24 protein-coding genes, 2 tRNA genes and 1 other RNA gene are annotated in these 26,233 nt (G+C 70.3%); 8 read left to right on the top strand and 19 right to left on the bottom strand.

All coding sequences use genetic code 11. From position 1 onward, the window contains the following. Positions 1-157: 157 nt before the first annotated feature. The 5 genes from AAFX79_03315 to AAFX79_03335 form a co-directional block, all read right to left on the bottom strand. Positions 158-565, bottom strand: coding sequence for a hypothetical protein (locus tag AAFX79_03315; protein ID MEO1007572.1), 408 nt, complete (start codon positions 563-565; stop codon positions 158-160). After that, on the bottom strand, positions 562-2,157 hold the full coding sequence (locus tag AAFX79_03320; GenBank protein MEO1007573.1) for a recombinase family protein: 1,596 nt from the start codon (positions 2,155-2,157) through the stop codon (positions 562-564). The genes AAFX79_03315 and AAFX79_03320 overlap by 4 nt, the downstream gene beginning before the upstream one ends. Next, positions 2,154-2,681 (bottom strand): DUF2924 domain-containing protein, encoded by a 528-nt coding sequence (locus tag AAFX79_03325; protein ID MEO1007574.1) that lies wholly within the window; start codon positions 2,679-2,681, stop codon positions 2,154-2,156. The genes AAFX79_03320 and AAFX79_03325 overlap by 4 nt, the downstream gene beginning before the upstream one ends. Before the next feature lie 26 nt (positions 2,682-2,707). Continuing rightward, positions 2,708-2,956, bottom strand: a complete 249-nt coding sequence (locus AAFX79_03330) for a hypothetical protein (GenBank protein MEO1007575.1) — start codon at positions 2,954-2,956, stop codon at positions 2,708-2,710. A 423-nt stretch (positions 2,957-3,379) separates the two neighbouring features. Then, positions 3,380-3,453, bottom strand: a tRNA-Met gene (locus AAFX79_03335). 84 nt (positions 3,454-3,537) lie between these two features. Between AAFX79_03335 and purD the strand changes: the two genes are divergently transcribed. Then, positions 3,538-4,857, top strand: coding sequence for a phosphoribosylamine--glycine ligase (gene purD, locus AAFX79_03340; GenBank protein MEO1007576.1), 1,320 nt, complete (start codon positions 3,538-3,540; stop codon positions 4,855-4,857). On the opposite strand, the gene AAFX79_03345 is transcribed toward purD, so the two are convergent. Together AAFX79_03345 and AAFX79_03350 are read right to left on the bottom strand one after the other, a co-directional pair. After that, entirely contained in the window at positions 4,854-6,065 is a 1,212-nt protein-coding gene (locus tag AAFX79_03345) for a GNAT family N-acetyltransferase (GenBank protein MEO1007577.1), read from the bottom strand. The two genes, purD and AAFX79_03345, sit on opposite strands and share 4 nt — an antisense overlap. Next, complete coding sequence (locus AAFX79_03350) at positions 6,062-6,628, bottom strand: DUF1569 domain-containing protein (protein ID MEO1007578.1); 567 nt, start codon at positions 6,626-6,628, stop codon at positions 6,062-6,064. Before AAFX79_03350 ends, AAFX79_03345 begins: the two co-directional genes overlap by 4 nt. A 222-nt stretch (positions 6,629-6,850) precedes the next feature. Here AAFX79_03350 and AAFX79_03355 point away from each other — a divergent pair, with 222 nt between their 5' ends. Next, on the top strand, positions 6,851-8,284 hold the full coding sequence (locus tag AAFX79_03355; protein ID MEO1007579.1) for a hypothetical protein: 1,434 nt from the start codon (positions 6,851-6,853) through the stop codon (positions 8,282-8,284). Positions 8,285-8,354: 70 nt separating this feature from the next. On the opposite strand, the gene rnpB is transcribed toward AAFX79_03355, so the two are convergent. Beyond that, an RNA gene (gene rnpB / locus AAFX79_03360) (RNase P RNA component class A) lies at positions 8,355-8,839 on the bottom strand. Positions 8,840-8,880: 41 nt separating this feature from the next. Between rnpB and AAFX79_03365 the strand changes: the two genes are divergently transcribed. Further along, positions 8,881-9,882: a hypothetical protein gene (locus tag AAFX79_03365; protein MEO1007580.1), complete on the top strand. Its 1,002-nt coding sequence runs from the start codon at positions 8,881-8,883 to the stop codon at positions 9,880-9,882. Between the two features lie 16 nt (positions 9,883-9,898). On the opposite strand, the gene AAFX79_03370 is transcribed toward AAFX79_03365, so the two are convergent. Together AAFX79_03370 and AAFX79_03375 are read right to left on the bottom strand one after the other, a co-directional pair. Then, positions 9,899-10,609, bottom strand: coding sequence for a hypothetical protein (locus AAFX79_03370; GenBank protein MEO1007581.1), 711 nt, complete (start codon positions 10,607-10,609; stop codon positions 9,899-9,901). Beyond that, the gene (locus AAFX79_03375) at positions 10,610-11,551 is read right to left on the bottom strand and encodes a hypothetical protein (protein MEO1007582.1); all 942 of its coding nucleotides are present in this window, start codon (positions 11,549-11,551) and stop codon (positions 10,610-10,612) included. A gap of 109 nt (positions 11,552-11,660) precedes the next feature. Between AAFX79_03375 and AAFX79_03380 the strand changes: the two genes are divergently transcribed. Both AAFX79_03380 and AAFX79_03385 read left to right on the top strand, forming a co-directional pair. Then, complete coding sequence (locus AAFX79_03380; GenBank protein ID MEO1007583.1) at positions 11,661-13,187, top strand: glycosyltransferase family 4 protein; 1,527 nt, start codon at positions 11,661-11,663, stop codon at positions 13,185-13,187. Next, complete coding sequence (locus AAFX79_03385) at positions 13,180-14,511, top strand: hypothetical protein (GenBank protein ID MEO1007584.1); 1,332 nt, start codon at positions 13,180-13,182, stop codon at positions 14,509-14,511. The genes AAFX79_03380 and AAFX79_03385 overlap by 8 nt, the downstream gene beginning before the upstream one ends. A 3-nt stretch (positions 14,512-14,514) precedes the next feature. On the opposite strand, the gene AAFX79_03390 is transcribed toward AAFX79_03385, so the two are convergent. The 3 genes from AAFX79_03390 to AAFX79_03400 form a co-directional block, all read right to left on the bottom strand. Continuing rightward, positions 14,515-15,819, bottom strand: a complete 1,305-nt coding sequence (locus AAFX79_03390) for an acyl-CoA thioesterase/bile acid-CoA:amino acid N-acyltransferase family protein (protein ID MEO1007585.1) — start codon at positions 15,817-15,819, stop codon at positions 14,515-14,517. A 196-nt stretch (positions 15,820-16,015) separates the two neighbouring features. Continuing rightward, complete coding sequence (locus tag AAFX79_03395) at positions 16,016-16,912, bottom strand: aminoglycoside phosphotransferase family protein (protein MEO1007586.1); 897 nt, start codon at positions 16,910-16,912, stop codon at positions 16,016-16,018. A gap of 54 nt (positions 16,913-16,966) precedes the next feature. Then, a tRNA-Leu gene (locus AAFX79_03400) sits at positions 16,967-17,050 on the bottom strand. Positions 17,051-17,415: 365 nt separating this feature from the next. Here AAFX79_03400 and AAFX79_03405 point away from each other — a divergent pair. Then, the gene (locus tag AAFX79_03405) at positions 17,416-17,796 is read left to right on the top strand and encodes a hypothetical protein (protein MEO1007587.1); all 381 of its coding nucleotides are present in this window, start codon (positions 17,416-17,418) and stop codon (positions 17,794-17,796) included. 85 nt (positions 17,797-17,881) lie between these two features. After that, complete coding sequence (locus AAFX79_03410) at positions 17,882-18,463, top strand: uracil-DNA glycosylase family protein (GenBank protein MEO1007588.1); 582 nt, start codon at positions 17,882-17,884, stop codon at positions 18,461-18,463. Between the two features lie 81 nt (positions 18,464-18,544). Here the strand turns inward: AAFX79_03410 and AAFX79_03415 are convergent, their stop codons facing one another. The 3 genes from AAFX79_03415 to AAFX79_03425 all read right to left on the bottom strand — a co-directional run bounded on the left by AAFX79_03415 (position 18,545) and on the right by AAFX79_03425 (position 20,352). Beyond that, positions 18,545-19,345 carry a spondin domain-containing protein gene (locus AAFX79_03415; protein ID MEO1007589.1) on the bottom strand — a complete coding sequence of 267 codons (801 nt, stop codon included), beginning with the start codon at positions 19,343-19,345 and terminating at the stop codon, positions 18,545-18,547. A gap of 96 nt (positions 19,346-19,441) precedes the next feature. Then, entirely contained in the window at positions 19,442-19,765 is a 324-nt protein-coding gene (locus AAFX79_03420) for a hypothetical protein (protein ID MEO1007590.1), read from the bottom strand. Positions 19,766-19,776: 11 nt separating this feature from the next. Further along, positions 19,777-20,352, bottom strand: coding sequence for a sigma-70 family RNA polymerase sigma factor (locus AAFX79_03425; GenBank protein MEO1007591.1), 576 nt, complete (start codon positions 20,350-20,352; stop codon positions 19,777-19,779). Between the two features lie 59 nt (positions 20,353-20,411). Here AAFX79_03425 and AAFX79_03430 point away from each other — a divergent pair, with 59 nt between their 5' ends. Then, positions 20,412-21,782 (top strand): glycosyltransferase family 87 protein, encoded by a 1,371-nt coding sequence (locus AAFX79_03430; GenBank protein ID MEO1007592.1) that lies wholly within the window; start codon positions 20,412-20,414, stop codon positions 21,780-21,782. A gap of 51 nt (positions 21,783-21,833) precedes the next feature. On the opposite strand, the gene AAFX79_03435 is transcribed toward AAFX79_03430, so the two are convergent. The 3 genes from AAFX79_03435 to AAFX79_03445 form a co-directional block, all read right to left on the bottom strand. Continuing rightward, entirely contained in the window at positions 21,834-23,015 is a 1,182-nt protein-coding gene (locus AAFX79_03435) for a DNA polymerase IV (GenBank protein MEO1007593.1), read from the bottom strand. A gap of 132 nt (positions 23,016-23,147) precedes the next feature. Continuing rightward, entirely contained in the window at positions 23,148-24,077 is a 930-nt protein-coding gene (gene metF, locus AAFX79_03440; protein ID MEO1007594.1) for a methylenetetrahydrofolate reductase [NAD(P)H], read from the bottom strand. A gap of 92 nt (positions 24,078-24,169) precedes the next feature. Next, positions 24,170-26,218, bottom strand: a complete 2,049-nt coding sequence (locus AAFX79_03445) for a hypothetical protein (GenBank protein MEO1007595.1) — start codon at positions 26,216-26,218, stop codon at positions 24,170-24,172. Between the last annotated feature and the right edge of the window lie 15 nt (positions 26,219-26,233).

The raw sequence follows: 26,233 nt of genomic DNA on the forward strand, positions 1-26,233 counted from the left end.
CCATTCGCACTGCTCCCGATGACCAGACTCGCAGCAGGACTGGGTGAGCTGAAGATGACATCCCGCTCAGAGCGGAAGCCGTTATTCGCCGTCGATGACTATTCCTCTTCGACCGCAATGACAACATTCTGTCCCTGGGTTGACCGGGAATCAGTGTTTAAGCCTTTGCGTGACAGATTCTTGGACTTTGGTGGCCACGCCATGCTTCCCGCTGTGACGTCCAAACGCATAGCGTCACGATCTCCCGCAGATCCCGTTCCGTCACCGGATCCCGCCCCTCCGTCACAGGTGGCAGGAACAGAATCTCCTCTTGGATATCCGGGGCCAGATGAAGCAGGTTCATGATCTGCGTCATCCGCGGCTGGGTCACTCGGGCCAAGGCCGCCAAGTCGGTCTGGCTGCCCACCACCCCGTCCTGAAGCATCCGATCGAACTTGATCGCCAGGGCCATCAGGCGGGCGACTCGGGGCACCCGCCCCGGCGGAGGGAGCGGAGCGGGCTCGGTGACGATCCGCCGCCGGGTTTGGCGGACGCGGAAGTGGATGGGCCGGGTGACGGTGGTCATGCCGCCTCCTTGTTGATGCGGTCGAGAAATGCCCGGATGCTTGTCGGCCGAAAGGTCACGCTCACGCTCGACTTGACGGCGTCGTATTCCACCGCCGAGACCAGCAGCCGGATCAGCCGGGCCTGCTCACGCGGGATCAGGTTCTCCCATACGGGGTCGAAGCCCCTGAATGCCGCCTCGGCCTGCGCTTGGGTGATCGTCTCTGCGTCCAGTTCGCCGATCCGCTTCTCGACCTCGGGCAGCCGCTTGTCCCCGGCGGTGATCTGCTCATGCAGTTCTGCGATCCGCTGGGAGACATCTGTATCCGCGAGCCCTCCGGCCGCGAGCGTCTGAAGTTCGCGGTGGCAACGGTCCAGCGTCCGCTTCAGATCGGCACGCTCCGTGACTAGACCCTCGCGCTCCTCGGCGATCGTGGCGTGGGCGTCGGCCAGCACCTGCTTGAGCAAGGCTCGATCGGAGCCCAACCCGCGGATCTCGTCGACCACCACCCGCTCGATCTCCGCTGCCGGCAGCGTCCGCGACGGGCACTCGTCTGCCCCGTTCTTGATGGCGTGCGTACAACGGTAGTAGCGGTAGAACCGCGGCCCGCCCTTCTTGTCCTTCGTGAATGTGTGCGTCATTGCATACCCGCACGCCTTGCAAGTAATCAGACCACGCAGCAGGGCACCGTACTTGTTGCGGACCTCGAAGCCCCCGGTCCGGCCGTTGTAGCGCAGCAGCTTCTGCACCCGCTCGAAGACCTCCGGGTCGACGATGGCCTCGTGCACGCCGTCGTAGATCTCGCCCTTATGGGTGATTTTGCCGATGTACACGGGGTTCACGAGGTGATTGTGCAGCGTGGCCTTATTGAACGGCTTCCCGCCGATGACCTTGCCTGTCTTCTTCGTGACCCGCTTTTTGTTGGTCCACTCGCGGTGCCGCAGCTCGCGGACGACTGGCAGCAGCGACTGCTTATCCAGGTACAGATCGAACAGGGCGCGAACCCGCACCGCCTCGCGGGCGTTCACCACGAGCCGTGGGCTCGGGCCGGAGCGATCCACGTCGTAGCCCAGCACCGGCACACCGCCCGCCCACTTGCCCTTGCGCTTCTGGGCCGCGATCTTGTCCCGGATCCGTTCGCCGATGATCTCCCGCTCGAACTGGGCGAACGAGAGCAAGATGTTCAGCGTCAGACGGCCCATCGAGCTCGTCGTGTTGAACTGCTGGGTCACCGAGACGAACGACACGCCCTTGCGGTCGAACGCCTCCATGATCTTGGCGAAGTCCATCAGCGAGCGGCTGAGCCGGTCAACTTTGTAGACCACGACGCAGTCGATCTTTCCCGCCTCTATATCGCGGAGCAGATGCCCGAGCGCCGGCCGCTCGATGCTGCCACCGGAGAAGCCACCATCGTCGTACCGGTCTGGCAGGCAGACCCACCCCTCGGTCTTCTGGCTGGAGATGAAAGCCTCAGCGCTCTCGCGCTGGGCGTCGAGCGAGTTGAACTCCTGATCGAGCCCCTCGTCGCTGGACTTGCGGGTGTACACCGCACACCGCATGCGGCTGCCCGGGGCGGCGGCCTCCTTTGGCCGATCGCGTTTGCGTACCTTCATCGCGTGCTCCTGTCCTGGCCGAGCCGGAAGAACCGGAAGCCGTTGATGTGGCTCCCGGTGATGTGTTTGGCCACCCCGCTGAGCGTCTTGAACCGTTCGCCGTCGCACTCGAAGCCCTCGCCGTAGGGGAGCACCAGCACCCGGATGGTCCGGCCCTGGTATTCGCGGACGATCGCTGAGCCGGGCGGCGGGACACGCGGGTCACGCTCCGCCTCCGGGTCGAGTCCCCGCGTCACCGTGGCGGACCGCCCTGTCTGTGGCGGCGTGACAAGCGTCTTTGGGGCCATTACCCGAACCTCAGCGTCGTCCGCGAGCTCCGCGGCCCGCTTCCTCGCCCGCTCGCTGAGGTGACCCTCCTCGTTGGCCTGAAGCCGCCAGGCGATCTTGCGGATCAGGTACGTCCGGTGGCGCGTCCGCGTCTGGTAGCCGTGCAGCTCGACAAACCGCTCCACGAGCTCGTTGGTGGACATGTCTTTGAGCGAGTCGATCTCGTCCTCGATCCGTCTTGCCGTCGCATGCTTCATGCGGCCTCCTGTGGCTGGTGTCTCCATCACGCATCTCCTTCACCCGCCGGTCGGGATTTGGATAGCGTCGCCACAGTGGGGCTCGGATCGCTCGGAAGTTCAAGGCATGTCGCGGCACCTTCTTCAACTTCACGCAACGCCCGCGATGCGGCGTCCCGCTCGATGCGAACCGCACGCACGAGACCACGCGCGAGGATGCGCGAGATCTCGTCCTGCCGCTCTTCGGATGTCATCGCTTCGGGGTTGCGCCGGCTGTCGTCGCTCGCTCGTGGCATGAGTCGCTCCACGGCGACCCGCGTGCATCGCGACCTCGCCACGGGTGACCTATGACGCCGCGTAACAGCGGTGCGCGCCCGCTTCACCGCAGCGCATCTATTGGATCAATGTCGCGAGCAGCCCTTGCAGTTGATCACCCCCGTCAAACCCGCTCACCCGGTCGAACAGAGACTTCACCGCGGCGGGTGTCTCTCGGCGGGCGGCAGAGACTCCGGGGCGATTCGGGCGAAGTCGCGCCCGCCGAGCGGCCGAGCCGGTTATCCCGGCGTCCAGACCAGAGACCGCGTCACGGTTAGGGACCGTTGGCCCACCGGCCCCACGGACGCGGGAACGGGGCCCGAAGAGGCCGACACGCGCGGGTGTCTCTCACCGGCCCGGCCCAAAAACCACAAAGCCGGCTGCTTTCGCAACCGGCTTGGGAATAGCGGGGGCAGGATTTGAACCTGCGACCTTCGGGTTATGAGCCCGACGAGCTACCAGACTGCTCCACCCCGCAATCAGGTCGCGATTCTACCCGACATCCGCCGCTCGATCAACGCGAGAGCCCCCGTCGGCGTGGCGACGCCCGCTAGCATCTCCCGTGAGCAACACCCCCTCCAACGTCAACGTGCTGCTCGTGGGCGGCGGCGGCCGGGAGCACGCGCTGGCGGCCGCCATCGCCCGTTCGCCCCGGCTGGGCACGCTCTACGCATCGCACCCGCAGAATCCGGGCATCGCCGCGGTTGCCACGCCCGCGGACACGCCGATCGAGGCGTCGCAGGCCTACCGCGCGCAGTACTTCTGCCGCGACCACGACATCGGGCTGGTCGTCATCGGGCCAGAGGCCCCGCTCGCGGACGGTCTGGCCGACGCGCTGCGCTCCGATTCGGTCGCGGTGTTCGGCCCCGACAAGTCCGCCGCCCTGCTGGAGGCCGACAAGGCTTGGGCCAAGGACCTGATGCGCTCGGCCTCGGTGCCCACCGCGGAGTCCCGCAGCTTCACCGACAGCGAGGCGGCCGTGAAATATTCGCTCTCGCGGCAGCAGCCCCCGGTGATCAAGGCCTCGGGCCTGGCAGCGGGCAAGGGCGTCGTCGTGCCCGCTTCCCACCAGGAAGCCGCCAACACCATCCGCGGCATGCTCGACGGGAACGCTTTCGGCGACGCCGGCCGACGCGTCGTCATCGAGGAGCGGCTCGAGGGTCCGGAGGTCTCGATCTTCGCCCTCACCGACGGCCGGGGCGTCTACATCCTCGATGCGTGCCAGGACCACAAGCGGCTCCGCGATGGCGACGAAGGGCCCAATACCGGCGGCATGGGCGCCTTCTGCCCCAGCCCGCTGGTCGACGAGGCGCTGCTCGATCGGGTGCAGGCCGAGGTCCTGCTGCCGGTCATCGATTCGCTGAAGCGGCGGGAGATCGAGTACCGCGGCGTGCTATACGCCGGGCTGATGCTCACCCCCGCCGGCCCCAAGGTGCTCGAGTTCAATGTCCGCTTTGGTGATCCGGAGTGCCAGGTGCTGCTGCCCAGGCTCGCGAGCGACCCGCTAGAGATGCTCCACGCGACGGCGATGGGCGGGGTCGAGGACCTCGATCTCGGCTGGCATCCGGGCGCGGCGGTCTGCGTCGTGCTCGCCAGCCCGGGCTACCCGGAGAAGCCGGTCGTCGGACGGCCGATCACCGGCGTGGACGACGCCGCAGCGATGGACGGCGTGCACGTCTACCACGCGGGGACGAAGCTGGATCGCGACGGCCGGCTCATCACCGCCGGCGGCCGCGTGCTGGGCGTCACGGCCCTCGGCGGTTCGCTGGCCGAGGCCCGCGACCGCGCGTACGCGGCGATCGATCGCATCCACTTCGATGGCATGCAGGTTCGGCGTGACATCGGTGCGAGCGTCGCGGTCGAGTCGAGCGCGACCGGCTAGAAGAAGTCGAAGCCGACGGCCCGGCCTCCGCCGAAGGCCGCGTCAGCGAGCGCGATCTGCGATTCGGATCCCCGCAGATGGCCCGCGTGGGCGAGCTGGCTGGCGGTCAGCATGCCCGTGTACAGCGGTGCGAATTCCCGCACGCCGATGTCGATGGCGTCGCTTGTACCGTCCTTGGTCACCTCGCCGACCCCGTCTCGGATGCGCAGTGCGATGCCGCCGTCGTTCTGGGGAAGCAGATCGTCCGACACCCGAAAACGAATCGTGGCGTCGAGCCCCGCGGGGTAGCCCCGCTCGGCGAGGGCCCCCGGCACGTCGACCAGGCGGAGCATCCACATGTCCCGCAGCTCGATCCAATACCGGCGATCGAGGAGGGCCATGATGAACGGCGAGCCGGGGAAGTCGTGCAGCTCGATCTCCCCCACCACCGATGCGAAGCCCCGCAGAAAGCCCAGCAGCCGCTGCAGTCCCCGGGCAGACGCATACCCGACGTCGGTGCACACCATGAGCATGCCGGCGCTCGTGCCGGTCTGCGGCCCCAGATCGCCCCGCCGCTCGACGCGATAGGCCGCGTAGGCCTCGATGCCGCCGTCCCCGTCCTCGGCGACGAAGACCTCGCTGTCGCCCTGCCGCGGCGTGAACACGCGCCGCCAGCAATACGGACCGCGCTCCATCGCGCCGTTGACGAGCCGGCCGCGGGCCCGGGCGCACGCCGCGATGGCGGGCAGGTCGCCGTCGCGCATCGGTCGCCAGTCGCCGCCGCGGTCGGTCGCCTCGATCATGCCGGCCGGCACGCGGACGTCCCAGAGCTCACCGGCGTCCTGGTAGCCAACGCCGCGGTACAGCCGGTGCATGGCCGAGTACAGCGCGCTGATCGCGACGCCCTCCGCCTGCAGTTCCTTGAGCACGTGCGTCATGATCCGGCGGGCCAGCCCCCGGCCCCGCGCCTCGGGCGCAACAGCGACGCCCGCGATACCGACATGCGACACCGTGCGGCCGCCCATCCAGGCGTCCATCGGCACGCAGACCGCCGTCGCCAGCGGCGCCCCGTCCTCGCACAGCACCCGCACGTGCTCGAGCCCGGTCTCGTTGCGGATCCACCGCTCTGACGCGCTGGCATCGCCCCCGCCGAACGCCCGGGACAGGATCGCCGCCGCGGCCCCGACCTCCGAGGGTCGCAGGGCGTGGTAATCCGCCGCGCCGCTCATGCCCCCGCCTGCGGCTCGGTGGCGAGGTCGTCGTTGGCTGCGGAGTCGTGATGGGCGGCCGGCCGCACGAAGCCCAGATGCAGCGCGCAGTGCTTGAGCTGCATGATGAGCCACTCCTCGTGCTCCAGCTTGCCGATGAGCGGGCTGGGATGTTCCATCCGCTCGCCACCCTCCACGCGGGCGATCTGTAGCCGCAGCTTCTCGAGGCCATCGGCGTCCGAGATGCCGGGCTGCGGGAACAAAGCGCTGGCCGACTTGGGCAGCTTGAAGCCCGCCGGGAATGGCTCGTCGCTGGCCGTGGCCCGGTCCTTGAGCAGCATCCGCGCGATGAACCGCACGGGTGCGGGAGCGGAGCGGTCGAATCCGTCGAGCGCACCGATGAAGAACCGCGCGAGGTGGTCGAAGATCTGGCCCGGCGTCCAGTTGCCGGTGTGCTCCAGGCCGCCCGCATGCATTGCCGCCTCCAGCCCGTCGAGGTCGGCGGAGACCTCATCGAGCGAGGCGAACTGCAGCGATCGCTTCGGGGCGGACTTGGTGTCGACAGAGTGGGTCGTCGATGGCACGGGTCCCTCCAGACCTCCCCATTGGTGGGACGATAGGCCGTCGGGTTTCCCGCGATCGCACGTCCCGCCATCCGCGCCGGATCCGTCCATTGCGGCGGAGGATCGATGCGGAACGGCACGAATTGTGCGGCGGCCGCGTACGCTGCTCACACCGCCGCCAGCGGTGCAGCGCCGGCGATCCGCCGGCCGATGAAGCACCGTAGCGCACCGGGAGGGTCCGCCATGTCGACCGCACGCACGCTGCTGATGCTCTGCCTCGCATGGACCGCCGCGCTCGCGGGCTGCGGCGGCACATCATTCCAGACCGACCTCGCCGCGCTATACGAGCAGGCCGGCCAGAATATCGGTCCCGAACGCAATCCGGTGGTCGTCATCCCGGGCGTGCTGGGCTCGAAGCTCGAGGCCTTCGACGGCCGGTCGGTCTGGGGCGCCTTCGTGTACGGCGCGGCCGACGCGGACAAGCCCGACGGCGCCCGCCTGGTCGCCGTGCCCATGCGGCGCGGCGTGCCGCTCTCGCAGCTGACCGACGACGTCGAGGCCACCGACGTGCTCGACCAGCTCACGCTGGACGTCGGGCTGCTGCGGGGCCTCAAGCTGAGCGCCTACGTCGACATCCTCATGACGCTGGCGGCGGGGCAGTATCGCGACCAGTCGCTCGGCCGATCGGGCGCGATCAACTACGGCGGCGCGCACTACACCTGCTTCCAATTTCCCTATGACTGGCGGCGGGACGTCTCCGAGCAGGTCGTCGAGTTCCACGAGCTGATCCAGGCATCCAAAGCCGCCCACCGGGCGGGCTACGGGCTGCCCGACGACGCTCCAGTCAAGGTCGACGTCGTGGCCCACTCCATGGGAGGCCTCGTGCTCCGCTACTACCTGCGGTACGGCCCCAACCCGCTGCCCGAGGACGGCTCGCTGCCCGCGCTGACCTGGGAGGGCGCCGAACACGTCGAACGGGCGATCCTCGTCGGCACGCCGAACGCGGGATCGGTGCTGAGCCTCAAGCAGCTGGTTAACGGCTGGGACCTGCACCCCATCGCGCCCAACTACCGTCCGTCGGTGCTGGGCACCATGCCGGCGATCTACCAGCTGCTGCCCCGCGCACGCCACAACCGTGTCGTGCATGCCGCGACCGGCCGGCCGATCGATGTCCTCGACATCGAGACCTGGGACCGCTTCGGCTGGGGCTTGGCCAGCGACGAGCCGGATCGAGCGCTGGCCTGGCTGCTCGAGGACGTGCCCGAGGAGGAGCGCGCCGCCGTCGCCCGGGACCACCTGGAGAAGTGCCTCGCGCGCGCCGAGCAGTTGCACGCCGCTCTGGACATCCCCGCCGCCCCGCCGCCGGGGCTGGTCATCCACCTCTTTGCGGGCGACGCCGCCGACACGCCGACCCTCGTCACCGTGGACGAAGCGGGCCGGCTGGCCATCGCCGAGATGGGCCCGGGCGACGACACGGTGACGCGGGCCAGCGCGTTGATGGACGAACGCGTCGGCGCCCCCTACATCCCCCGCCTCCGCAGCCCGATCTACTTCACCAGCGTGCGCTTCCTGGAGGCCAACCACCTGGGGCTGACCAAGTCGCCGAACTTCACCAACAACCTGCTATATCTGCTACTCGAGGACGACGTCCGCGGCTCGGCTCCGCTGGGCGGCTGAGCGCGCGGAGCCCCCCACCCCCAAAGAAAGGCGACGGGCCCGAAGGGCTATCCCTCCGGGCCCGCCATCGGGTCGCGTGCGGCCTGTAAGCCGAGTTCTGTGCCCCGCACCGGCGCGAATGGCCCTCCGGCGCGGGCGACGGCCATTTCTCTCGCCGCGCCGTTGCCGACGCGGTCGGGACCAACCCACGGGGGGCGCATCCCAGCGGTCTACCCGCCGCCCAAACGCCCGGGCCGGGCGCCGGCGGTTGCCCGCCGGGGCGGCTGCTTGACCTTGCACGCGGTGGGGTTTGCCGTGCCCCGGCCGTCGCCGACCGGGCGGTGCGCTCTTACCGCACCCTTTCACCCTTGCCTGTGCGCGGGCCGGATCGGCCCATGCCATCGGCGGTTTGCTTTCTGTGGCACTTTCCCTCGCCGGCTCGCGACCCGTGCCCAGGATCTGGGCGCACGCTCCGACGGGTGGGCGTTACCCACCACCGTTGCCCTGCCGTGCTCGGACTTTCCTCGGACGACGAGATCTCGCGATCCCACCGCCCGCGGCCGCCCGGCCGCACTGCCTGCGTGATAATGATAGGGACTGACCCCGTGGGAGCCGCCGTGGAGCAGACGCTCGGCATCTGGGCCGCCGCCTCGCAGGTGGAACTGATCGCCGCCCTGGCGCGCACGCTGGGCGTCCGGGTCGTCGCCGCAGGGGCACCGGTGCGGGCGCAGGGGCCCGGCGTGGCGGACGCCTTCGGCGCGTCGTACGCCGCCGACCTGCACGACCTGCTCGCCGACGACCGCGCCGGGTGCGTGCTGCTGGCCTGCCTGGACGGAGAGGCCTCGCGATCGTCGGGTCTGCCGCGGGCGATCGTCCGGGCCGCAGCGGAGGGTCGCGCGATCGCGACGCTCGCCCCCATTCCTCTGCCCACCGCCGACGGCGCGGAGGACTGGTACACCCCGGCCGACGGCCGCGTGCCCGCCGAGGCCATCCGCTTCGGCCCGCTGCTGCGGCGCGCCCCCGCCGCCCAAGAGGCGGCCGAGGTGCTCGAGGCCTTCGGCGATGTCCGCAGCGCGTTGATCGCCGGCCATCGCGGCGGCGAGGCGCCGGCCGCGGGCGCCCAGCTGGTCGACGCCCTCGACGTGCTCGTGGCGTACATGGGCGAGCCCGAGCGGGTCGACGCGGCGCACCTCGCGGTCGGGCGGCCGACGAGGACCGGGCGGCAGGCTCCCGCGCTCGACGCCCTGCATGGCGACGTGACGGCTCACTATCGCTTTGCGGATGGCAAGGCCGCCGTCGTGGCCATCAGCGACCAGGCCGGCGGCTGGTCCCGCCGCGCCACGCTCCTGGGGCCGGCGGGGCGGCTGGACCTGGGCGACGGCGGCCACCGCTGGGTCGATGCCAGCGGCCGGCTCGTCGATGGCACCGAGCGACGCGACCGCGGCGACGCGGCCCTGGCCGAGGTCGACGCCCTCGCCGACTTCCTCTCGCCCATCCTGCAGGGCCGCGCCACGCCGCCACTCGACGCCGAGACCCTGGGCCCGCTGGTATCCGCCACGCTGCTGAGCACCCGGACGGGCCAGGCCGAGAGCCCCGCGACCATCCGCGCGATGGCCTGAGGGCCAAGCCGCCCGCTCAGGCCATCGCGCCGGAGAGCTCCGGAAACTTCTCGCCCGCCCACAGCACCCCCGCCGCCCGCCGCTCGGCCCACAGCTGGTCGTCGTGGCCCTTCTTGAGGCGGGCCCGCACGAACGTCTCGTCGGGCGGCAGCCCGGTCGCGGCCGGGTGGTCGTGCTCGAGTGTCGCGCGCGGCTCGAACACCCAGCGGCCCCACGCCTTGACGGTCTCGCCCAGCTCGGCGTCGTTGAACTGGTGGTAGTAGCCCGGGTAGAACAGGTCACCCGGGTGGAAACGCTCGAGGAATGCCCGCCCCATGAGCGGGAAGGCGAGGTCGTAGCCCTGCGGAAGATTCGATTGGGCGAGCCCGACGACGCCGTCGCCATCCGGGAAGCGCTCGTGCAGCGTCCGCATGGCAACGGAGATGGCGTCGGGCGCAAAGCGGACGTCGTCGGTGCAGAAGATCGCGTTGCCCCGCACGAGTTCGCGGAACACCAGGTTGAGCGGCGCGGTGCAGCCCGGACGCGCGTTGGCGCGTGAGGAGTAGACGCACTGGCACATGTCGGCGTTCGCCTCGCACGCCTCGATGGTGGCTGCGTCGCCCGCGGCCACCAGCACCCGGGCCGGCTGCGAGCAGCGTCGCACGCTCTCGATCATGGCCTTGAGTGCGCCGGGGCGTCCGATGGACGCGCAGAAGACATCGACAACGCGGTCGTCGGCGTGGGTCATCTAGTGCTCCATCGCCGTGCGGGGCCGCGCCGCCCGGCGAGCGCGGATGAGATCGGCAGAGTGCTCCGGCGGCGGGCCCCGCCGGCCGCCCGAGACCGAGGCCTTGTGCCGCCGCGACGCCTGGTGGTGCACCAGCACGGGATCACCGGCCGTCTCGTCCTCTTTGGCGGCGTCGACGATCTTGGTGTAGGCGCCCGGCAGCCACAGCGTCCGCAGCGGTGCGCGCCGCACGTGCGATTCCCACGCGACGTCGAGGCTCAGCTGGTCCCAGCGATCGGGCCGCTCGGCGCATTGCGCGCACCACGCGTCCAGCAATTGGCCCGCCGCGGGCGTCGCGCCGAAGAGGGCGGTGCCGCTTGCGAACTGCCAGCCGCCGTAGCGGTGGATCGCAAAGTCGACTTCCGTGGCCCCGAACAGAAGAGGCCTGCACGCGAACCGGGCGTCGATGTCGACCCAGGCGACGCCGGCCTTGCTCTCCCGCCAGCGCGAGCGGACGAATTCGGCCTTCATCGCGCAGTTGGCCTCCCACGTGCCCCGCGGCGGCAGCGATGCAACGTGATGCTCGAGCCCAAGGGCGTTGCAGGACTCCCGGAAGTCCGCCGCCTCGTCTTCGTAGGGGGTGCCGGCGGTGTAGAAGCTCACGATGGGCGGCAGCGCGTCGCCGGTGCGGACGGCTTCACCCGCCGGCGTGCGGGCCCCGAACCACCACGAGGCCGCACCCGCCCCGCCCGCACAGTGCAGCCAGGCGTGCAGCCCGTGCTTGGCGGCATCGGCCAGCGGCCGGTCGGCGTCCCGGATCGCCAGCAGTTCGCCCCGATCGATCGGGGCATCGGACGGCACCGATCCCCCGGCATCGATCTCGATCACGCGATCAATGCGCGAAACATCGATCGTGCCACCAAGGGCGTTGACAAAATCCTCGCGTATCGCCAGGGCGGGCATGCCGAGGTCATCGGGCCGGCCGTTCCCGGTTCTTGAAGCGCGGCTGGTCCCGCGTCGGCGTCCGGGCCGATGACTCCGGATCGACCCCAATCGGGACAAATCGCCGCTCGTGATCTCGCTGCCGCAGGGGCTTGTGGCCAGCGGCGTCGCATCGTGGGCCGTGCGGCTGGCCAACGCCATGGCGGAACGCGGGCGGCCGGTGGCGCTGGTCACCCACGCTGAGGCCCCCACGCAGCGACGTCTCGACCTCGACCTCGGGCCAGCCGTCCGCCATTTGGAACTCACTCGGCTCGGCCCCCTCGATGGGCCCGCCGCCCGCCTTGGCCCGTTGGTGGCGGCGTACCGGGACGTGCTGGAATCGCTGGGCGGGTCCGCCGATCGTCCCGCGATCCTGCTGCCCAACCTCGAAGCGGGTAGCTATGCCATCGCCGCGACGCTGGCGGCAAGCCACGGTGATCGGCTCCGGGTCCTGGGGTGGCAGCACAGCGACACCGCGTTCGATGCCGCCCTGCTCGCCTTCTACGAGCCCATGCTTGCGGGCCTCGTGGGCGTGAGCGCGCACATCGAGGGCACGCTGCGGAAGCGGCTGCCGGCGCGCGCGGGCGACGTACATCGCATCCCCTATGGAGTCGAGATCGCGCCCGCGATGCCCGCGGAGCCAACCGGCCCCCTCCGGCTCGTCTACGCCGGTCGCATCGAGCACGAGCAGAAGCGCGTGGGCGTTCTGTGCGAGCTGGCGGCGGAACTGGATCGACGCGGCATCGAGCACGTGCTGACGCTCGTGGGTGATGGGCCGGCAGCCAAAGAAGTTGATCACCGCCTCTCCCACCGGCCCAATGCCTCGCGGATGCCCGCCAAGGGCCGAGCAGAACTCGCCGAGCTTCTCGAATCGCAGCACGCCTTCGTGCTCGCGTCCCGGTACGAAGGGCTGAGCGTCTCGATGCTCGAAGCGATGGGCCACGGCCTGGCGCCGGTGGTGACCCGCGTTGCGTCCGGCGCCGCAGAAGCGATCGTCGACGGCGACAACGGCTTGCTGGTCGAAGCCGAACGCGACGAGGACGAGGCGACGATCGCGAGCCGGCTCGCCGATGCCATCGAGCTCCTGGCCGGCGACCCCGGGGCGCTGCATCGGATGCGGCGGAGGGCCCATGAGACGGTGCGAGATCGCTTCGGCATCGACGTGCACGCGGACACGTGCGATCGCCTGTTCGAGGCCGTTTGCACGCAGCCGCACCGCTGGTGGCCGCCCGAGCGCAGCGTCGTGTTCGGGGCATCCGCGGACCTGGTGGGCTCGGGCGGCGTGCCCCATGACGCCGTCGAGCGGGCCGCGGCCACGCTGCGGGAACTCCGCGGCCCGGTGGGCGTCTATGGAAGCGGGCGGCACACGCGGGCGATCGCCGCGGCCCTGGCCGACGCGCCGGCGGAGATCGCCTGCGTCATCGACGACGACCAGGCCCGCCACGGCCGCTCGTTGTGGGGCTGGCCGATCGTCTCGCTGCGAGACGCCGCCGCCATGGGAGTGCGTGACGTGCTGATCTCGTCGCACATGCACCGGGGCGTGATGGCCGAGCGCTGCGCGGCCGCGGGACTGCGGCCGATCGAGCTCTACGGCGAGGCGATAGTCGGCGATGGCTGATCTCGTGTTCGCCGTTGGCGTGTGGGCGCTGCTGGCAACCGCCGCGGTTCTGCTGGCGTGGGCGACGTTGTGGGACCGCCCGCGTGGACGCCGCCGCTGCCCGAAGTGCTGGTACGAACTCGTCGGCATCACCGCCTCCGAGGGCGGCACGGCCTGTCCCGAGTGCGGCCGCGTGACCAGGCGAGACCGTGCTCTCCGGAAGACGCGTCGCCACTGGTGGTCGGCCGCGCTCGCGTGCGTGCTGCTCGTGGGCTCGTACGCGAGCTGGGCCTACCCCATCGTCCGCGACCATGGCTGGTGGCGAATCGCACCGGACCTCGTGCTGGTCGCGATGCTGCCGTGGATGGACGAATTCACGGAAGGCTACAGCACCTCCGATGTTGTTGGCAACGACATGTGGCACGAAGTGCTGGAACGTCGCTACGGCCGATGGGATGACGACCGGGGTGGCCACTGGCCGGACGGACTCTGGCTGCACGAACGGTTGTTGCTCCGCGTCACCAGTCGATCGCTCTTGGAGCGTACCGATGAATGGCAATTCCGCAAGCAGGCGGCGTATCTGCTCGCTGGATCGGGTGCAACCTTCCCGAATGACATCGACCGTGGTCTTATGCCGTGGGTCATAACCGAGTACGCCCGGCACGCGTATGTGGCGTCCGATGCATGGATCGTGTACGGCGCGGAATACGTACCGCACGATGCCGAGTACCACAACCAGCCGACGTTCGACGTTGCGTTGTTCTTCGCCGCGTTCGAGGATGGCACATGCGTTCGCAGCGAGCAGGATGCCTATGGCGCCCGAATCGTGTGGATGCCTGGCAGGGCTGGCGGTGGCAGGCAGTGGACGATTCCGGTGAAACCAACCACGAACGGAGCCCCGGTTGGCATTCATGGAGCACCTTGGTGGAGATACGCCATCGACCCTCATCCCGGAACCCTGATCCCGGACGAAGACGGCCTTTCGTCGTTCGGCCCGATCGGCGAGTGGCGGATGGACTTCGCCACGTACGTGGGGTTTGAGCAGGTCAATGGCCGGCCATGCCACGTCGTTCGTAGTGGCGATTTCGGCGACTTCGAGCTCTGGATCGACGCCGAGACCTATCGCATCCGCAAGTACTGCCGCGGCGACGCAATCTACCTTTACGAGGGGAGTGACGATTCTGTGATCGACCCCGCATGGTCCCGATTCGATCCGAGCGATCCCACGCCAACACCCCTCGAGGAACGCCTAGACGAAGTCAACGCGTTGAAGCCCGAGGTTGATTTGCTGGAGTACTTCGAGCCGCGGCCCACCGTCTTTGACGATCCGGGAAAAGGCGGGTAGACGCTACGGCCGCTTCAGGTGCTCCGCAAAGAACGCCAGCAACGCCGGGAACGCCTCCTTCCGCACCCGCGCGTCTGCCTCGCTCAGCGGCGTGTAGGCGTGCCCCGAGAGCGCATGGCCGGCCTCGGCATCGACGATGAGCACGGTGTTAAGGCCCGCGGACTCGCGGCGTTCGGCGATGTTGCGGGCCATGCCGCCCGAGTCCCAGGTGTTGTCCTCGTCGCCGCCAACGACGAATACCGGCTCGTCGATGTCCTCGACGCGGATGCGGGCGGCCTCGACGCGTTCGGGGTTAGCCAGCCGGCCGGCATCGTGCGGCAGGCGGATCCGCACCGCCTGGCCCCGCCGGCCCTTGGCGAACTCCGCACCCATGCCGAGGTAGGGCACGTAGTCCATGGGCGTGCCCTCCCACGAGAAGCTGCTGGGCCCGGGCATGTTGGATCCCCATCCTTCCCAGATCACGTCACTGGGCACGATGGCGGCGACCGCGGCGAAGCCGTCGATCCGGCTGGCGGCAGCGAGCGCGAACTCCGCGCCCTTCGACACGCCCCAGACGCCGATGGCGTCCTCGATGACATCTTCGCGGGCCCGCACCGCGTCCAGCACGTCCGCGAGGCGGTCCACCGGGATGCCGGCGAAGCCCCGAGGCAGATCGGGGAACTGCTGCTCCTGCGTGCCCCACGCGGGGGAGTAGTACGGCACCCCCACCGCGAGGTAGCCCCTGGACGCCAGCAGCGGCGCCATGCCGCGGGAGGCCCGATCGCCCCCCTCGGATCCGCCCAGCAGGATGATCGCCGGCAGCGGCTCGTCGCCCGGCGGGCGCAGCACGAAGGCGCCCTGGAAGGCCTCGCCCAGCGACGTCTCGACCAGGACGTCGGCGCCGTCGTCCAGCCGCAGCCGGGTCGAGGCGTCCACCGTGCCATCGCCGTCGGCATCAACATGCAGCTGGATGGTCCGCCACGGTGTGGTCTCCTCGGAGTACGCCGCGCCGTCGATGGTCTGCATGGTCCAGAAGAAGCCCGCGACGTCGACCCCCGACCAGGGGGCCGCCACGGGCTCGTCGTTGATGGGATCGATCTGGCCTGCGTCGTCGGCCCGGAACACGGCTGTAGATCGGTACCACGACTGCGATCGGCCGCTGTACCGCTCGGCCGCGATGGTCGCCAGCGAGCCGGGATCGAGCCCGGTGACCCGGACGTCGGCGACGTCGCCGAGCAGCACGGACGGCTCGGTCGGTTCGAAGGCGGGCTGGGCGATGGCCGAAGCCGCGGCGAACGCCGCAACCACGGCGGGGATCCCGTAGCACATGTCCAAATCCTCCTCGAACGTCTGGGTGCACCGGATTACCGCGATGCGCCCGGCCCCGCCGTCCTGCCACGATCCGGCGAGTTGGTTGGCTCGCCTCGTCAGGGCGTCGGTGCGTGCACCCCTCCGGCGCGGCGACTCCCGTGGTCGTAGGACCGCCGCGCTACCCAGGGAGGCGACGACCCCGGACAGAGTCCCTTCACGGTCCGTCGTCGTCCTGGAGCACCGCGGCCAGCGTTCGCCTGGCGAGCCGTTCGATCTTCTCGTGACGATCTCGGTAATACGGCAGCTGGATGGCGGCCACGCTGACCGCCCAGCCTCGAGCACGGGTCCAGCTGGCCTCGCTGGGATCGATGACCGACCGGAACGCCCGCCGCGCTCGCGGACCGAGTTCGTACCACGCGCACGCCAGGTCGCAGGCGGGGTCCCCAACCGCAAGGCCCCCGAAATCGATCACCCCGGCGAGCCGGCCGTCGCGCACGATTAGGTTGCCGCCGTGCAGATCGCCGTGGATCCACCTGGGTTCGGCCGACGGCTCGGCGTCGAGCGCCCGCTCCCATAGCGCCAGGAGCCGCCGAACGGGCGCGTCATCGACGATCTGCCGGAGCGCAGCCCGTGTCGCCTCGTCGCGTTCGTCGAGGGCGATGCCGCGACCGAAGTTGTGATTGCCCGGTGCGGGGCCACCCGCGGTTGGCGCCGCCGATAGTTCGGCGATGAATGTTGCCAGATCGCCGGCGAGCGCATCGGGGTGTACGTGCATCGCGGACCAGGCGGCCTCGCCCTCGATCCACGGCACGACCGACCACGGTGCCGCGAACAGCGCGCTCGGACGGCCCGCGAAGATCGGCGTCGGCACCGCGATGGACAGCTCTGGCGCGATCCGCGGCAGCCAGGCCTGCTCTTTGGCGCACTGCGGCACGGCGCGGGGCGATCCGGGAAATCGGATCGCCAGGTCCGAGCCCAGGCGGAACAGCACGTGCGTCGTGCCCCCGTCGGGCTGCGGCACGATCGGGTGGCCCGCGAGCGTGGGGCGCTGCTCGCGTAGCAGGGAGCGCGCCAGTTCGGCATCAATCGGGAATCGATCCGCATTGGTCATCGGCGTGTCCGAGGCGAACGAGGGCTCGAACGCAGCACTGGTGGCGGTGCCGAATGCCGGAGGGGGGACTCGAACCCCCACTCTGTTTCCAGAAGCGGATTTTGAATCCGCCGCGTCTGCCAATTCCGCCACTCCGGCCGGGCATCCATGGTAGCTTGGGGCTCGGACGACCCGAGTCGTTGGGAAACCACGAGACTCCCGCATCTTGCGGCCCACCGGGAATACTCCCTGGCTCGCGAGGTTGGAAGAGCATGCGGTTGTTCCCCTCCAACCCACCTTCGACCCGCTGCGACCGCCGCGATCCGATGCAGGCGGCGCTGAACGGCACGGGACTGGCCCTCTTCTAGCCAGCCGGGCGTCTGGCCCATCCTGCCCCCGCGACCGCGCGCCGCAACCTCTTTCTCGCCCCCAGCCGAGTGCTGCGCAGCGACGTCGCCGCGCGAGCCCGGCCCCCGCTCACCAATTGCAGCGCGAGCGATCGCTTTCGCTGCCGGAGCTATGCCATGGACCCCCGCTTTGTGACCAAGACCGTCCACGCGTTCCTCGACTACCCCGTCGCAATCCTGCTCGTCGGCGCACCCTTCGTGCTGCGACTCGGAGAATCCAGCCCGCTCGCGCTCTGGCTTTCCGTCGCCACCGGAGCGGCGGCCTTCGTCTTGACGCTGCTCACGAACCACAAGCTGGGCGTCGTCCGGGTGCTGCCCTATCGAGTGCACCTGCTGGTCGATGCCCTGGTCGGCGTCGCGTTCGTCGTGGCCCCGTTTGCACTCTCATTCTCGGGACTCGATGCCTGGTATTACTGGGCGAACGGCGCGGCGGTGCTGACGGTCGTGGCGTTGCACAAGCCGGCGGCCAGCTCCGATCTGGCTGCCATCGCCGCATAGCGTTCGATCGAGACGATTCCCAAGAACAAGGATCGGGGGCGCGGACGCAGCACGCGGCCCGCGCCTCACCCTCATGGAGTTCGTCATGCGATTGCCCCAAGCCCTTCGCGAGGCCCGCGGTTGCACGCTCTGCGAGCCCGATCTGCCGCTAGGCGCTAGGCCGCTTCTGCAGGGTTCGGGGCGATCGAGGCTGCTGATCATTGGCCAGGCGCCCGGCGCCGCTGCCCACGAGAGCGGCACGCCCTGGGACGACCGCAGCGGGCAGCGGCTCCGCGAGTGGCTGGGCCTCACGAGCGAGCGGTTCTACGACCCATCCTTCGTGGCACTCATGCCGATGGGCTTCTGCTATCCGGGCACGGGCGCATCGGGCGATCTGCCCCCGAGGCCCGAGTGCGCCCCGCTCTGGCACGATCGCCTGCTCCGCGCATTCCGGGGCGTCTGCCTGACGCTCTACCTGGGCAAGCACGCCCATGCGCGGTACCTGGGGGACCGGTACGCCACGCTGACCCAGGCCGTCGCGGCCTACGACGACCTGCTGCCCGAGGCGATGGTCCTCCCCCATCCGTCGCCGCGCAACAACATCTGGCTCAAGAAGAACGCCTGGTTCCTCGAACTGGCCGTGCCCCGGCTCCGCCAGGCCGTAGGAGAACTGCTGCGCGCCTCATGAACGGACACGAGAAGGACCCGCCAGCACCGGCCGACGGGTCCATAGAAGCTCGACGGTAGATGTCAGGAGGCGGGTTGCGGCTCAGCGGCGGCGCCGGGCCATGGCGCCGAGGCTCAGCAGGCCAAAGACGGCGGCGGTCGCCGGTGCGGGCACGATGGTGATCCGGCCGATCAGTTCGCCCTCGGTAAAGACGTCGGTGATGACGTCACCAGGCGCGGTGGTCACGCCGACGATGCTGTCGAGGTAGTCCGTGGCGCCCGGTCGGCTGAAGAAGAACTGCACGTTCTCGAACTCGTCGGTGCCACCCATTGCATCGATGCCGGCGACAAACGCGGGACCATCGGTGATGTCGTTGACCTCGGTGCCGTTGTCGTAGACGCTGCTGCCGAAGATCTCGATCGTCACCGGGCCGAGGAACGAGCCGGACGAATCGAACAACTCGATGGCGCTGTCGTTGCCGACGAACAGGTCGTTGGTCGGCACGACCATCGATGCGTAGTTGAAGAAGCGATTCACGCTGGTGTCGCCCAGGTCGTAGGTCATCGATGCCGACTCGCCCGGGCTGAACACCGGTGGGCCGCTCGGATCCAGGAACGTCGTATCGAAGCCGCCGGGCTGCTCGGAGGCGAAGCGGCCGCTGAGCACGCTGGTGTCGCCCAGCTCGGCGATCTCGGTGATGCCGGCCAGGTCGCGGGCCATGGTGCCCGACTCGAACACGTCGAACGAGCCATCATGGAATCCGAGCCAGAAAGGGGTAAACGCCATGCCGCCGCTGGGCTGGACGTTCTCGATCAGGACCTGAACATCCTGGGCCATGGCGGGGGCGGCCACAGCGGCCGCGACGCCCATCAGGGCGACGCGCGAACACGTGGTGCGGGTCATTTCTGTGCCTCCTCAAACCGGTGGGACGCACCCCTCCGGTGCGTTCGACGCGTGAGTCGAGGATGGCACAACGGCCTTGCACGCCGCGTGCGAAATTTACCGCAGGCCGCCGCTACTCTCGTCCGCATCCGCCGACCGGAGCCGCGCGGCGATCCGGGCCCGGGCGTCGGCCGGCATGGGTTCGCCCGTGGGCTCCGCGGAGCCGCCGGACGCGAGGTCCGACAGGGCATCCTGGATCTGCTCGGCCTGCCTCCGGGCGTTGCGGCACGACGAGCACAGCGTGCTGTGCACACGCTCGGCGAAGCGGTCGGCGCGGGTCACGGCGGGGTCGCCCAGGTTGGCGCGGATGCGGTCCGCCTGCTCGCACTGGAGCGTGACGACGAACCAGATCGTCCTGGCGAGGCTACCCAAGCGGCTCAACGGCGGCGTCCTCATGGCTGGTGCGCATCCCCGGCATCGCGAAGATGTTCGCCGAGGCGGGTTCGGAGCCGCGCCTTGGCGCGATGCACCAGCGTCCACAGGTTAGTCGGAGTCACCGACAAAACCTCGCAGATTTCTTGCGTGCCGAGGCCATCGAGTTCTCGGAGCACCAGCGCCGTCCGCATGGCATCGGGCAGCCGGTCGATTTCTCGGGCCAGGATTGCGCGGAACTCGGCCCGCTCCGCGGGCATTTTGCCGGCTCCGGGCCACGGATCCTGGTGCTCACGCCAGAACCCATTCTCGAATTCATCGGTCTCCGCCGCCAGCATGTCGGCCAGGGCGCGGGCGTGCCGCGCGTCCCGATATCGGTGCCGCAGCCGATCGAGCACCTTGTGCTTGAGGATGCCGGTGAGCCACGTCCGCTCGCGGGAGCGGCCCTCGAATCCGGCCGCCGACAGCGCCGCCAGCAGGCATTCCTGAACCGCGTCCTCGGCGTCCTCGGGGGCTCCCAGGCGTCGGAGGGCAAAGGCGTACAGCGCATCGCCGTGCTCGTCGAGCCACCGGGTTGGATCCGCCTCGCCCGCCACCTGGGCCTCCCTCGCGGCCGACCGCGGAGGGCAGGGTACAGCCCATCTACACTCGGCGGGTGAGGACCCCGCGGATTGCCCCACGCCTGCTTCGGCCACTGCCCTTCGTGGTGCTCGGCGCCATTGTGGTCGCGTGGATCGTCGGCACCGTGCCCACGGGCAGCATGGCCGCGGCGGTCGAGGCCGGCGAGAGCGTCAAGCGGGCGGGCGACTTCCCCCACTTCTACTTCGCGGCCGACGCGGCCCTCGAGGGGCGGAGCATCTTCGGCGGCTTCGCGAACTTCCGCGAGGGTGGCTACCTGTACCCGCCGTTCCTGGCCGCGGCATTGACGCCGCTGGTGCCGCTCGGGCTGGACACGGCGGCGTTCGTCTGGTGGGTGCTGATCGCGGGGCTGCTCGGCGTGCTGTGGTACGCGAGCGTCCGGGAGATGGCGCGGCGATGGGCGCTGCCGGGCGGTGCGCAGGCGCTTGCCGGCGCGTCCGCGATCGTGGCGGTGGTCTTCGCCGACCCGATCCGGGCCTTCCTGGCGCTCGGCCAGACCGATTCGCTCGTGCTGCTGGGCTTCGCGGCGCCACTCGTGTACCTCGCCCGAGGTGCGCGGCGGGACCGCCCGACACTGGCAGCCATCGGGCTGGCGATCTCAGCGAGCATCAAGTTCCTGCCGCTGGCGCTGCTGCCGTACTTTGTTGCCACGCAACGCTGGGGCGTGCTGTGGCGGTCGATCGCCGGGCTCATCGTGATCGCGCTGCTGCCCGCCCTTGTGCTGGGCTGGTCGGCCAACCTGCGGTACCTGGGGGCGTCGCTGGCCGGGCTGGGGCAGGTGGTCGGCCTGAGCCCGCCGGACATCGATATGCCCGAGCCGCCGACGCTGGCGTGGAGCCGCAGCAGGTCGATCCTCAGCGGCTTCGCGCGGCTGGCCGATTGGTTCGAGCAGCCGCACGCCTACGCCTACGCGGGCGCCGCCCTGCTGCTCTGCGTGTGGGCCGCGCTCGCCGCGTGGCTCTACCGACGCCACGGTCTTGGATTTCTCGGGAGGCTCCTGCGACCGAGCGCCCTGCCCGAGCAAGTCTCCTCTCGGATCGTCGCGCTCGAGATCTGCAGCATCATCGCAGCCATCCTGGCGCTAGGGCCGCAGACCGCCAAGCGGCACGCGATCATCCTGCTGCCGGCGATGCTGCTGGCCGCCCTGTTCCTCGTCGCCGGGCGTTCGCGGCTCTCCCGAGTGCAGTGCGGCATTGGGCTCGGGCTGCTGCTGGTGACGTCGGTGCTGCCGGCGCGCTCCGGCTTCGAGATCGGCTCGATCGGCGCCCTGTGGGACGTCGCCGGCGCCATCGGCGGCTTCGGCTGGGCGATCGCCGCATTCTCGCTGCTGTTGCTCGATGCCGGCCTGCGCGAAGCACGGCTCGCCGAGGATTCGTTGAGCCACTAGGTCCCGAACTCCGGCAGCACGCCGAGCATCAGCCCGCAACGGACGCCACCGCTATCCGAGCGACGACCCCCGCCGCACGGCTCCCGAGCCGTACCGCGCGCGGATCTCGTCGGCGACGGCGTCCACCGCCCCGCTCTGCTGCCGCTCGCGCCCGTCGAAGAGGCCCGGCTGCGCGGCGGCATCCGACGCCAGGGCCTCGACGCCCACGCCCAGGAGCCGCACGGGCGAGAACGGCCACTCGTCGAACAGTTCCCGGCTGATCGCGAGCAGGTCGGAGGTCGCCGTCGTGGTCTCGGTGAGCGTGCGGGACCGGGTGACCGTCGCGAAGTCGGGCGTGCGGATCTTGACCGTGACCACCCGGCTGGACCGGCCCGCGCGGCGGAGCCGCCAGGCGACCCGTTCGCTGAGATCAACGAGCACCGCGTGGCACGCCTCTCTCGTCGTGAGATCGTCGCCGAAGGTCTGCTCGTGGCTGATGGTCTTGACGCCGCGGTCGGTCGAGACCCGCCGGTCGTCGATGCCGCGGCAGCGCCGCCACAGCGAGCCGCCCATCGATCCGAACATAGTCTCGAGCGTCGCGAGATCCAGGCGCCGCAGGTCTGCGAAGGTCCGCACGCCGTGCCGCGCGAGCCGGGCTTCGCCGGCCGACCCAACGCCCCAGAGTCTCGAGATCGGCAGTGGGTCGAGGCGTGCCTGCACCTCGCCCGGTCGGATGACCGTGAGCCCATCGGGCTTGTCCAGGTCGCTTGCGATCTTGGCGACGAGCATGGTTGGCGCCACGCCGACGGATGCGGCCAGACCCAGCTCACCTCGGATGCGCGCACGGATCGACCGCGCGATCCGCACGCCGTCGCCGAGGAGTCGCCGCGAGCCCGTCACGTCCAGGAAGGCCTCGTCGATGCTCAGCGGCTGCACGAGCGGCGTGTGGTCGTGCAGGATCGCGAAGACGCGGTCGCTGAGCTCCCGGTACCGCGCGTAGTTGCCGCGGACGACGATGGCCTGTGGGCACAGGCGCCGCGCGATCGCCGTGGGCATCGCCGATCGACAGCCGAAGGCCCGGGCCTCGTAGCTCGCCGCGGCGACCACGCCACGCCGACCGCCGCCGCCTACCAGCACCGGCTTGCCCCGCAGCGACGGATCGTCCAGCTGCTCGACCGACGCGAAGAAGGCGTCCATGTCGACGTGCAGGATCGTGCGATCGGCAGGATCCGGGCTCGGCTCACCCTCGGCCATGCCTAGATGCTAGAGCGTCCTCATCGTAGTTGGGCCTTATGCGTCAGCTCAGGCCCGCCGGATTCACTCCGGCGCGGCGGTACGAGAGCGAGTGTGCGGCCGGACGGCCGCTACGGAGCGCTCAAAGGAGCTCTAGACGAAGGCCCGCGAATCCCGCACGCCCAGCGCGCGGTAGATCTCCCGGGTCGCCGTCGAGCGGTTGAGCGTATAGAAGTGCAGGCCGGCGACCTTGTGGTCCAGCAGGTCGCGGCACTGCTCGGTCGCCCAGTGCACGCCCACGCGACGGACGGCCTCGGCGTCGTCGCCCGCCCGCCGCAGCGCCCGCAGCAGCGACGCCGGGAAGCGGGCGCCCGCCGCGAGTTCGGCCATCCGACGCATGCCCTTGACGCTCGTGACGGGCATGATGCCCGCGACGATGGGGACGCGGACGCCCGCCAGCTCGCACCGCTCGCGGAAGTCGTAGAAGTCGCGATTCTCGAAGAAAAGCTGCGTGGCGATGAAGTCGGCGCCCGCATCGACCTTGGCCTTGAGGTGGTCCATCTCCTCGAGACGGTTGGGTGTTGCGGGGTGGCCCTCCGGGTAGCCGCCCACGCCGATGCCGAGCTGCGTGCCCCGCTCGAGGTGCCGCTCCGAGAACCCCCGGATCGCCCGTACGACGTCGATGCCATGGCGGAAGTGCTCGAAGGGGTCGCCGCTCGACTGGTCGTAGTTGCCCGGCGGATCGCCGCCCAGCGCCATGATGTTCCGCACGCCCGCGGCCGCGTAGCCCTCGAGCATCTGCTCGACCTCCGCGGGCGTGTGGCAGACGCCGGTCAGGTGCGGGATGGGCGTCAGCGGGCTCTCGCGGCGGATGCGATGCACGAGGTCCCGCGTCAATTCCCGGGTCGAGCCACCCGCGCCGTAGGTCACCGAGACGAACGACGGCCGCAGCGGCACCAGCTCGTGCACGGCGTCGAACAGGCCCTCGGCGGCCTCGGCGGAACGCGGCGGGAAGAACTCGAAGCTCGCCGTCGTACCGTCGCGCTCGAAGATGTCTCGGATGTGGTCGGCCGTCGCGGTCACGCCGGATGATATATCGGCCGGGGCGAGCGCCCGCTTGCCGCGGGGATGATCCGCGGCGGGCACGCAAGGCGTCGGATCGGTGCTCCGGCGGCCTATCGGCTCTGCTGGTGGAAGGCGTAATCGACCCAGGCGTCGATCTTGGCCGACTCCTCGCGGATCAGCTGCCACCGCCGCGTGGCCGCCCGCTGGGCGAGCACCACGAGCAACCTCGCCAGCGGTGACCGCAGCGGCTCGGGGCAAGCCCTCGCCAGCCAGCGGAGGGGCGGCGGTCCGTAGCGGCGGACCATCTCGTCGTCCAGGGCCACGTAGGCCCTCGCCTCGCCCGGATCGCCCTGGCGTCCGCTGCGGCCGAAGAGCTGGCGATCGACGCGGCGCTCGTGGTGGCGGTCGGTGGCCAGCACGAGCAGGCCGCCGGCGTCCCGCGCCGCGCCGTCGATCTTGATGTCGGTGCCGCGGCCGGCCATGTTGGTGGCAACGGTGATCGCACCCGCCTCGCCCGCCTGCTCGATGATGGACGCCTCCGCCGCCTCGTGCCGCGCATTCAGCACTCGGCACGACAGCCCGCGGTCGCGGAGCAGCGTGGCGACCCGCTCCGAATCGCGGATCGATCGCGTGCCCACCAGCACCGGCTGGCCGGCCGCGTGGGCGCGCTGGGCGTCGCTCGCAATGGTCTCGAACTTGTGCGCCCCGCCGGAGGATACGCGATCCGGCCGCTCCTTGCGGATCACCGGCCGGTGCGTGGGCACGCGGACGACCCGGACGCCGTAGGTCCGCCATAGCTCGGGCGCGACCTCCCACGCCGTCCCGCTCATGCCGCTGAGCATCCGATAGCGGCCGAAGTACCGCTGGTAGCTAACGCGGGCGGCGGTGTGTCGCTGCTCGGTGGGCTCGAGGCCCTCCTTCGCCTCGATCGCCTGGTGCAAGCCGAGCTGCCACTGGCGGCCCTCCAGCACGCGGCCGGTCGATCGATCGACGATCGCGATCTCTCGCTGTGCCTCGCCCGCGTCGTCGGCCTTCTCGCGGACCATGTAGTCGTCGTCGCGGGCGTAGAGCTCAACGGCCGTGAGCGCCTGGTTGACGAGCTCCTCGCGGCGCCTGGGCCCGGACCAGAAGGGCGGCAATCGCTCGGCCAGCTCGGCCAGCCGCTCGCGGCCGGCGCGAGTGAAGTGCACCTTGTGCATCCGCTTGTCGACGCGGTAGTCCCGGCCGCGTTCGAGGGCCCGCGCGAGCTCGACGCCGACGCGGTAGTGGTCGTGGGCGGCCTCGCCGTGGCCGCCCGGTGCCGGCAGAGAGATGATCGCGGGCGTCGCGGCCTCGTCGATCAGCACGCTGTCGGCCTCGTCGACGATCGCCACGTGCAGCCCCCGCTGCACCACGGCGCTCGGCCACCGGCTGCGCTGCGGGTCGTCCTCTTCGGGGAAGAGGTCGTCCAGCACCGAGGTGGTCACGCTCGGAGCCAGCGGCGAGGAGAGGCGATCCCGCAGGAAGTCGAAGATGAACTGCTTGTCGGCCCCGTAGGTGACGTCCGCGTCGTAGGCCGAGCGGCGTTCGGGCTTCTTCAGCGATTCGCCCAGCACGCCCACCCGCAGCCCTAGCCGTCGATAGACGGGGCCGCAGATCTCCGCGTCGCGCTTGGCCAGGTAGTCGTTGACCGTGGCAACGTGCACGCCGCGTCCGGTCCATCCCGCCAGCGCCGCCGGCAGGATGGCGGTCACCGTCTTGCCCTCGCCGGTGGCCATCTCGGCGATGGCGCCCTGCGAGAGCACGAGCGCCCCGGTCACCTGCTCGGGATACAGCGTGAGCCCTAGGCATCGCCGCACCGCCTCGACCGCGATGGCGAATGCGGCGTGCACGCCGTCCGTGCCGGGTGCGAGCGCAGGCAGCCCGCGCACGGTTGCACGCATCTCCTCGATCTCGCGGTCGAACGCGGCCTCGGAGTGGTCCCGCAGCGCGCGGGCGGCCGCCAAGATGGCCGCGGCCCGCTGCGCCTCGCTCCGCGACGACCGCCTCCGGATCGCCCGGCCCTGCAAACCGGCCGCGACGCGATCGAGCCCCTTCAGCGGCTCCTCGGAGGCGTCACGAAGCGCGAGGGCCGACCACAGCCGCTCGCTGGCGGCGACTTGCGGGGCCCGAGCTGGCACGGTTGGTGTGCGCAC

This window comes from Planctomycetota bacterium, assembly GCA_039819165.1.
GTDB lineage: Bacteria > Planctomycetota > Phycisphaerae > Phycisphaerales > UBA1924 > JAHCJI01.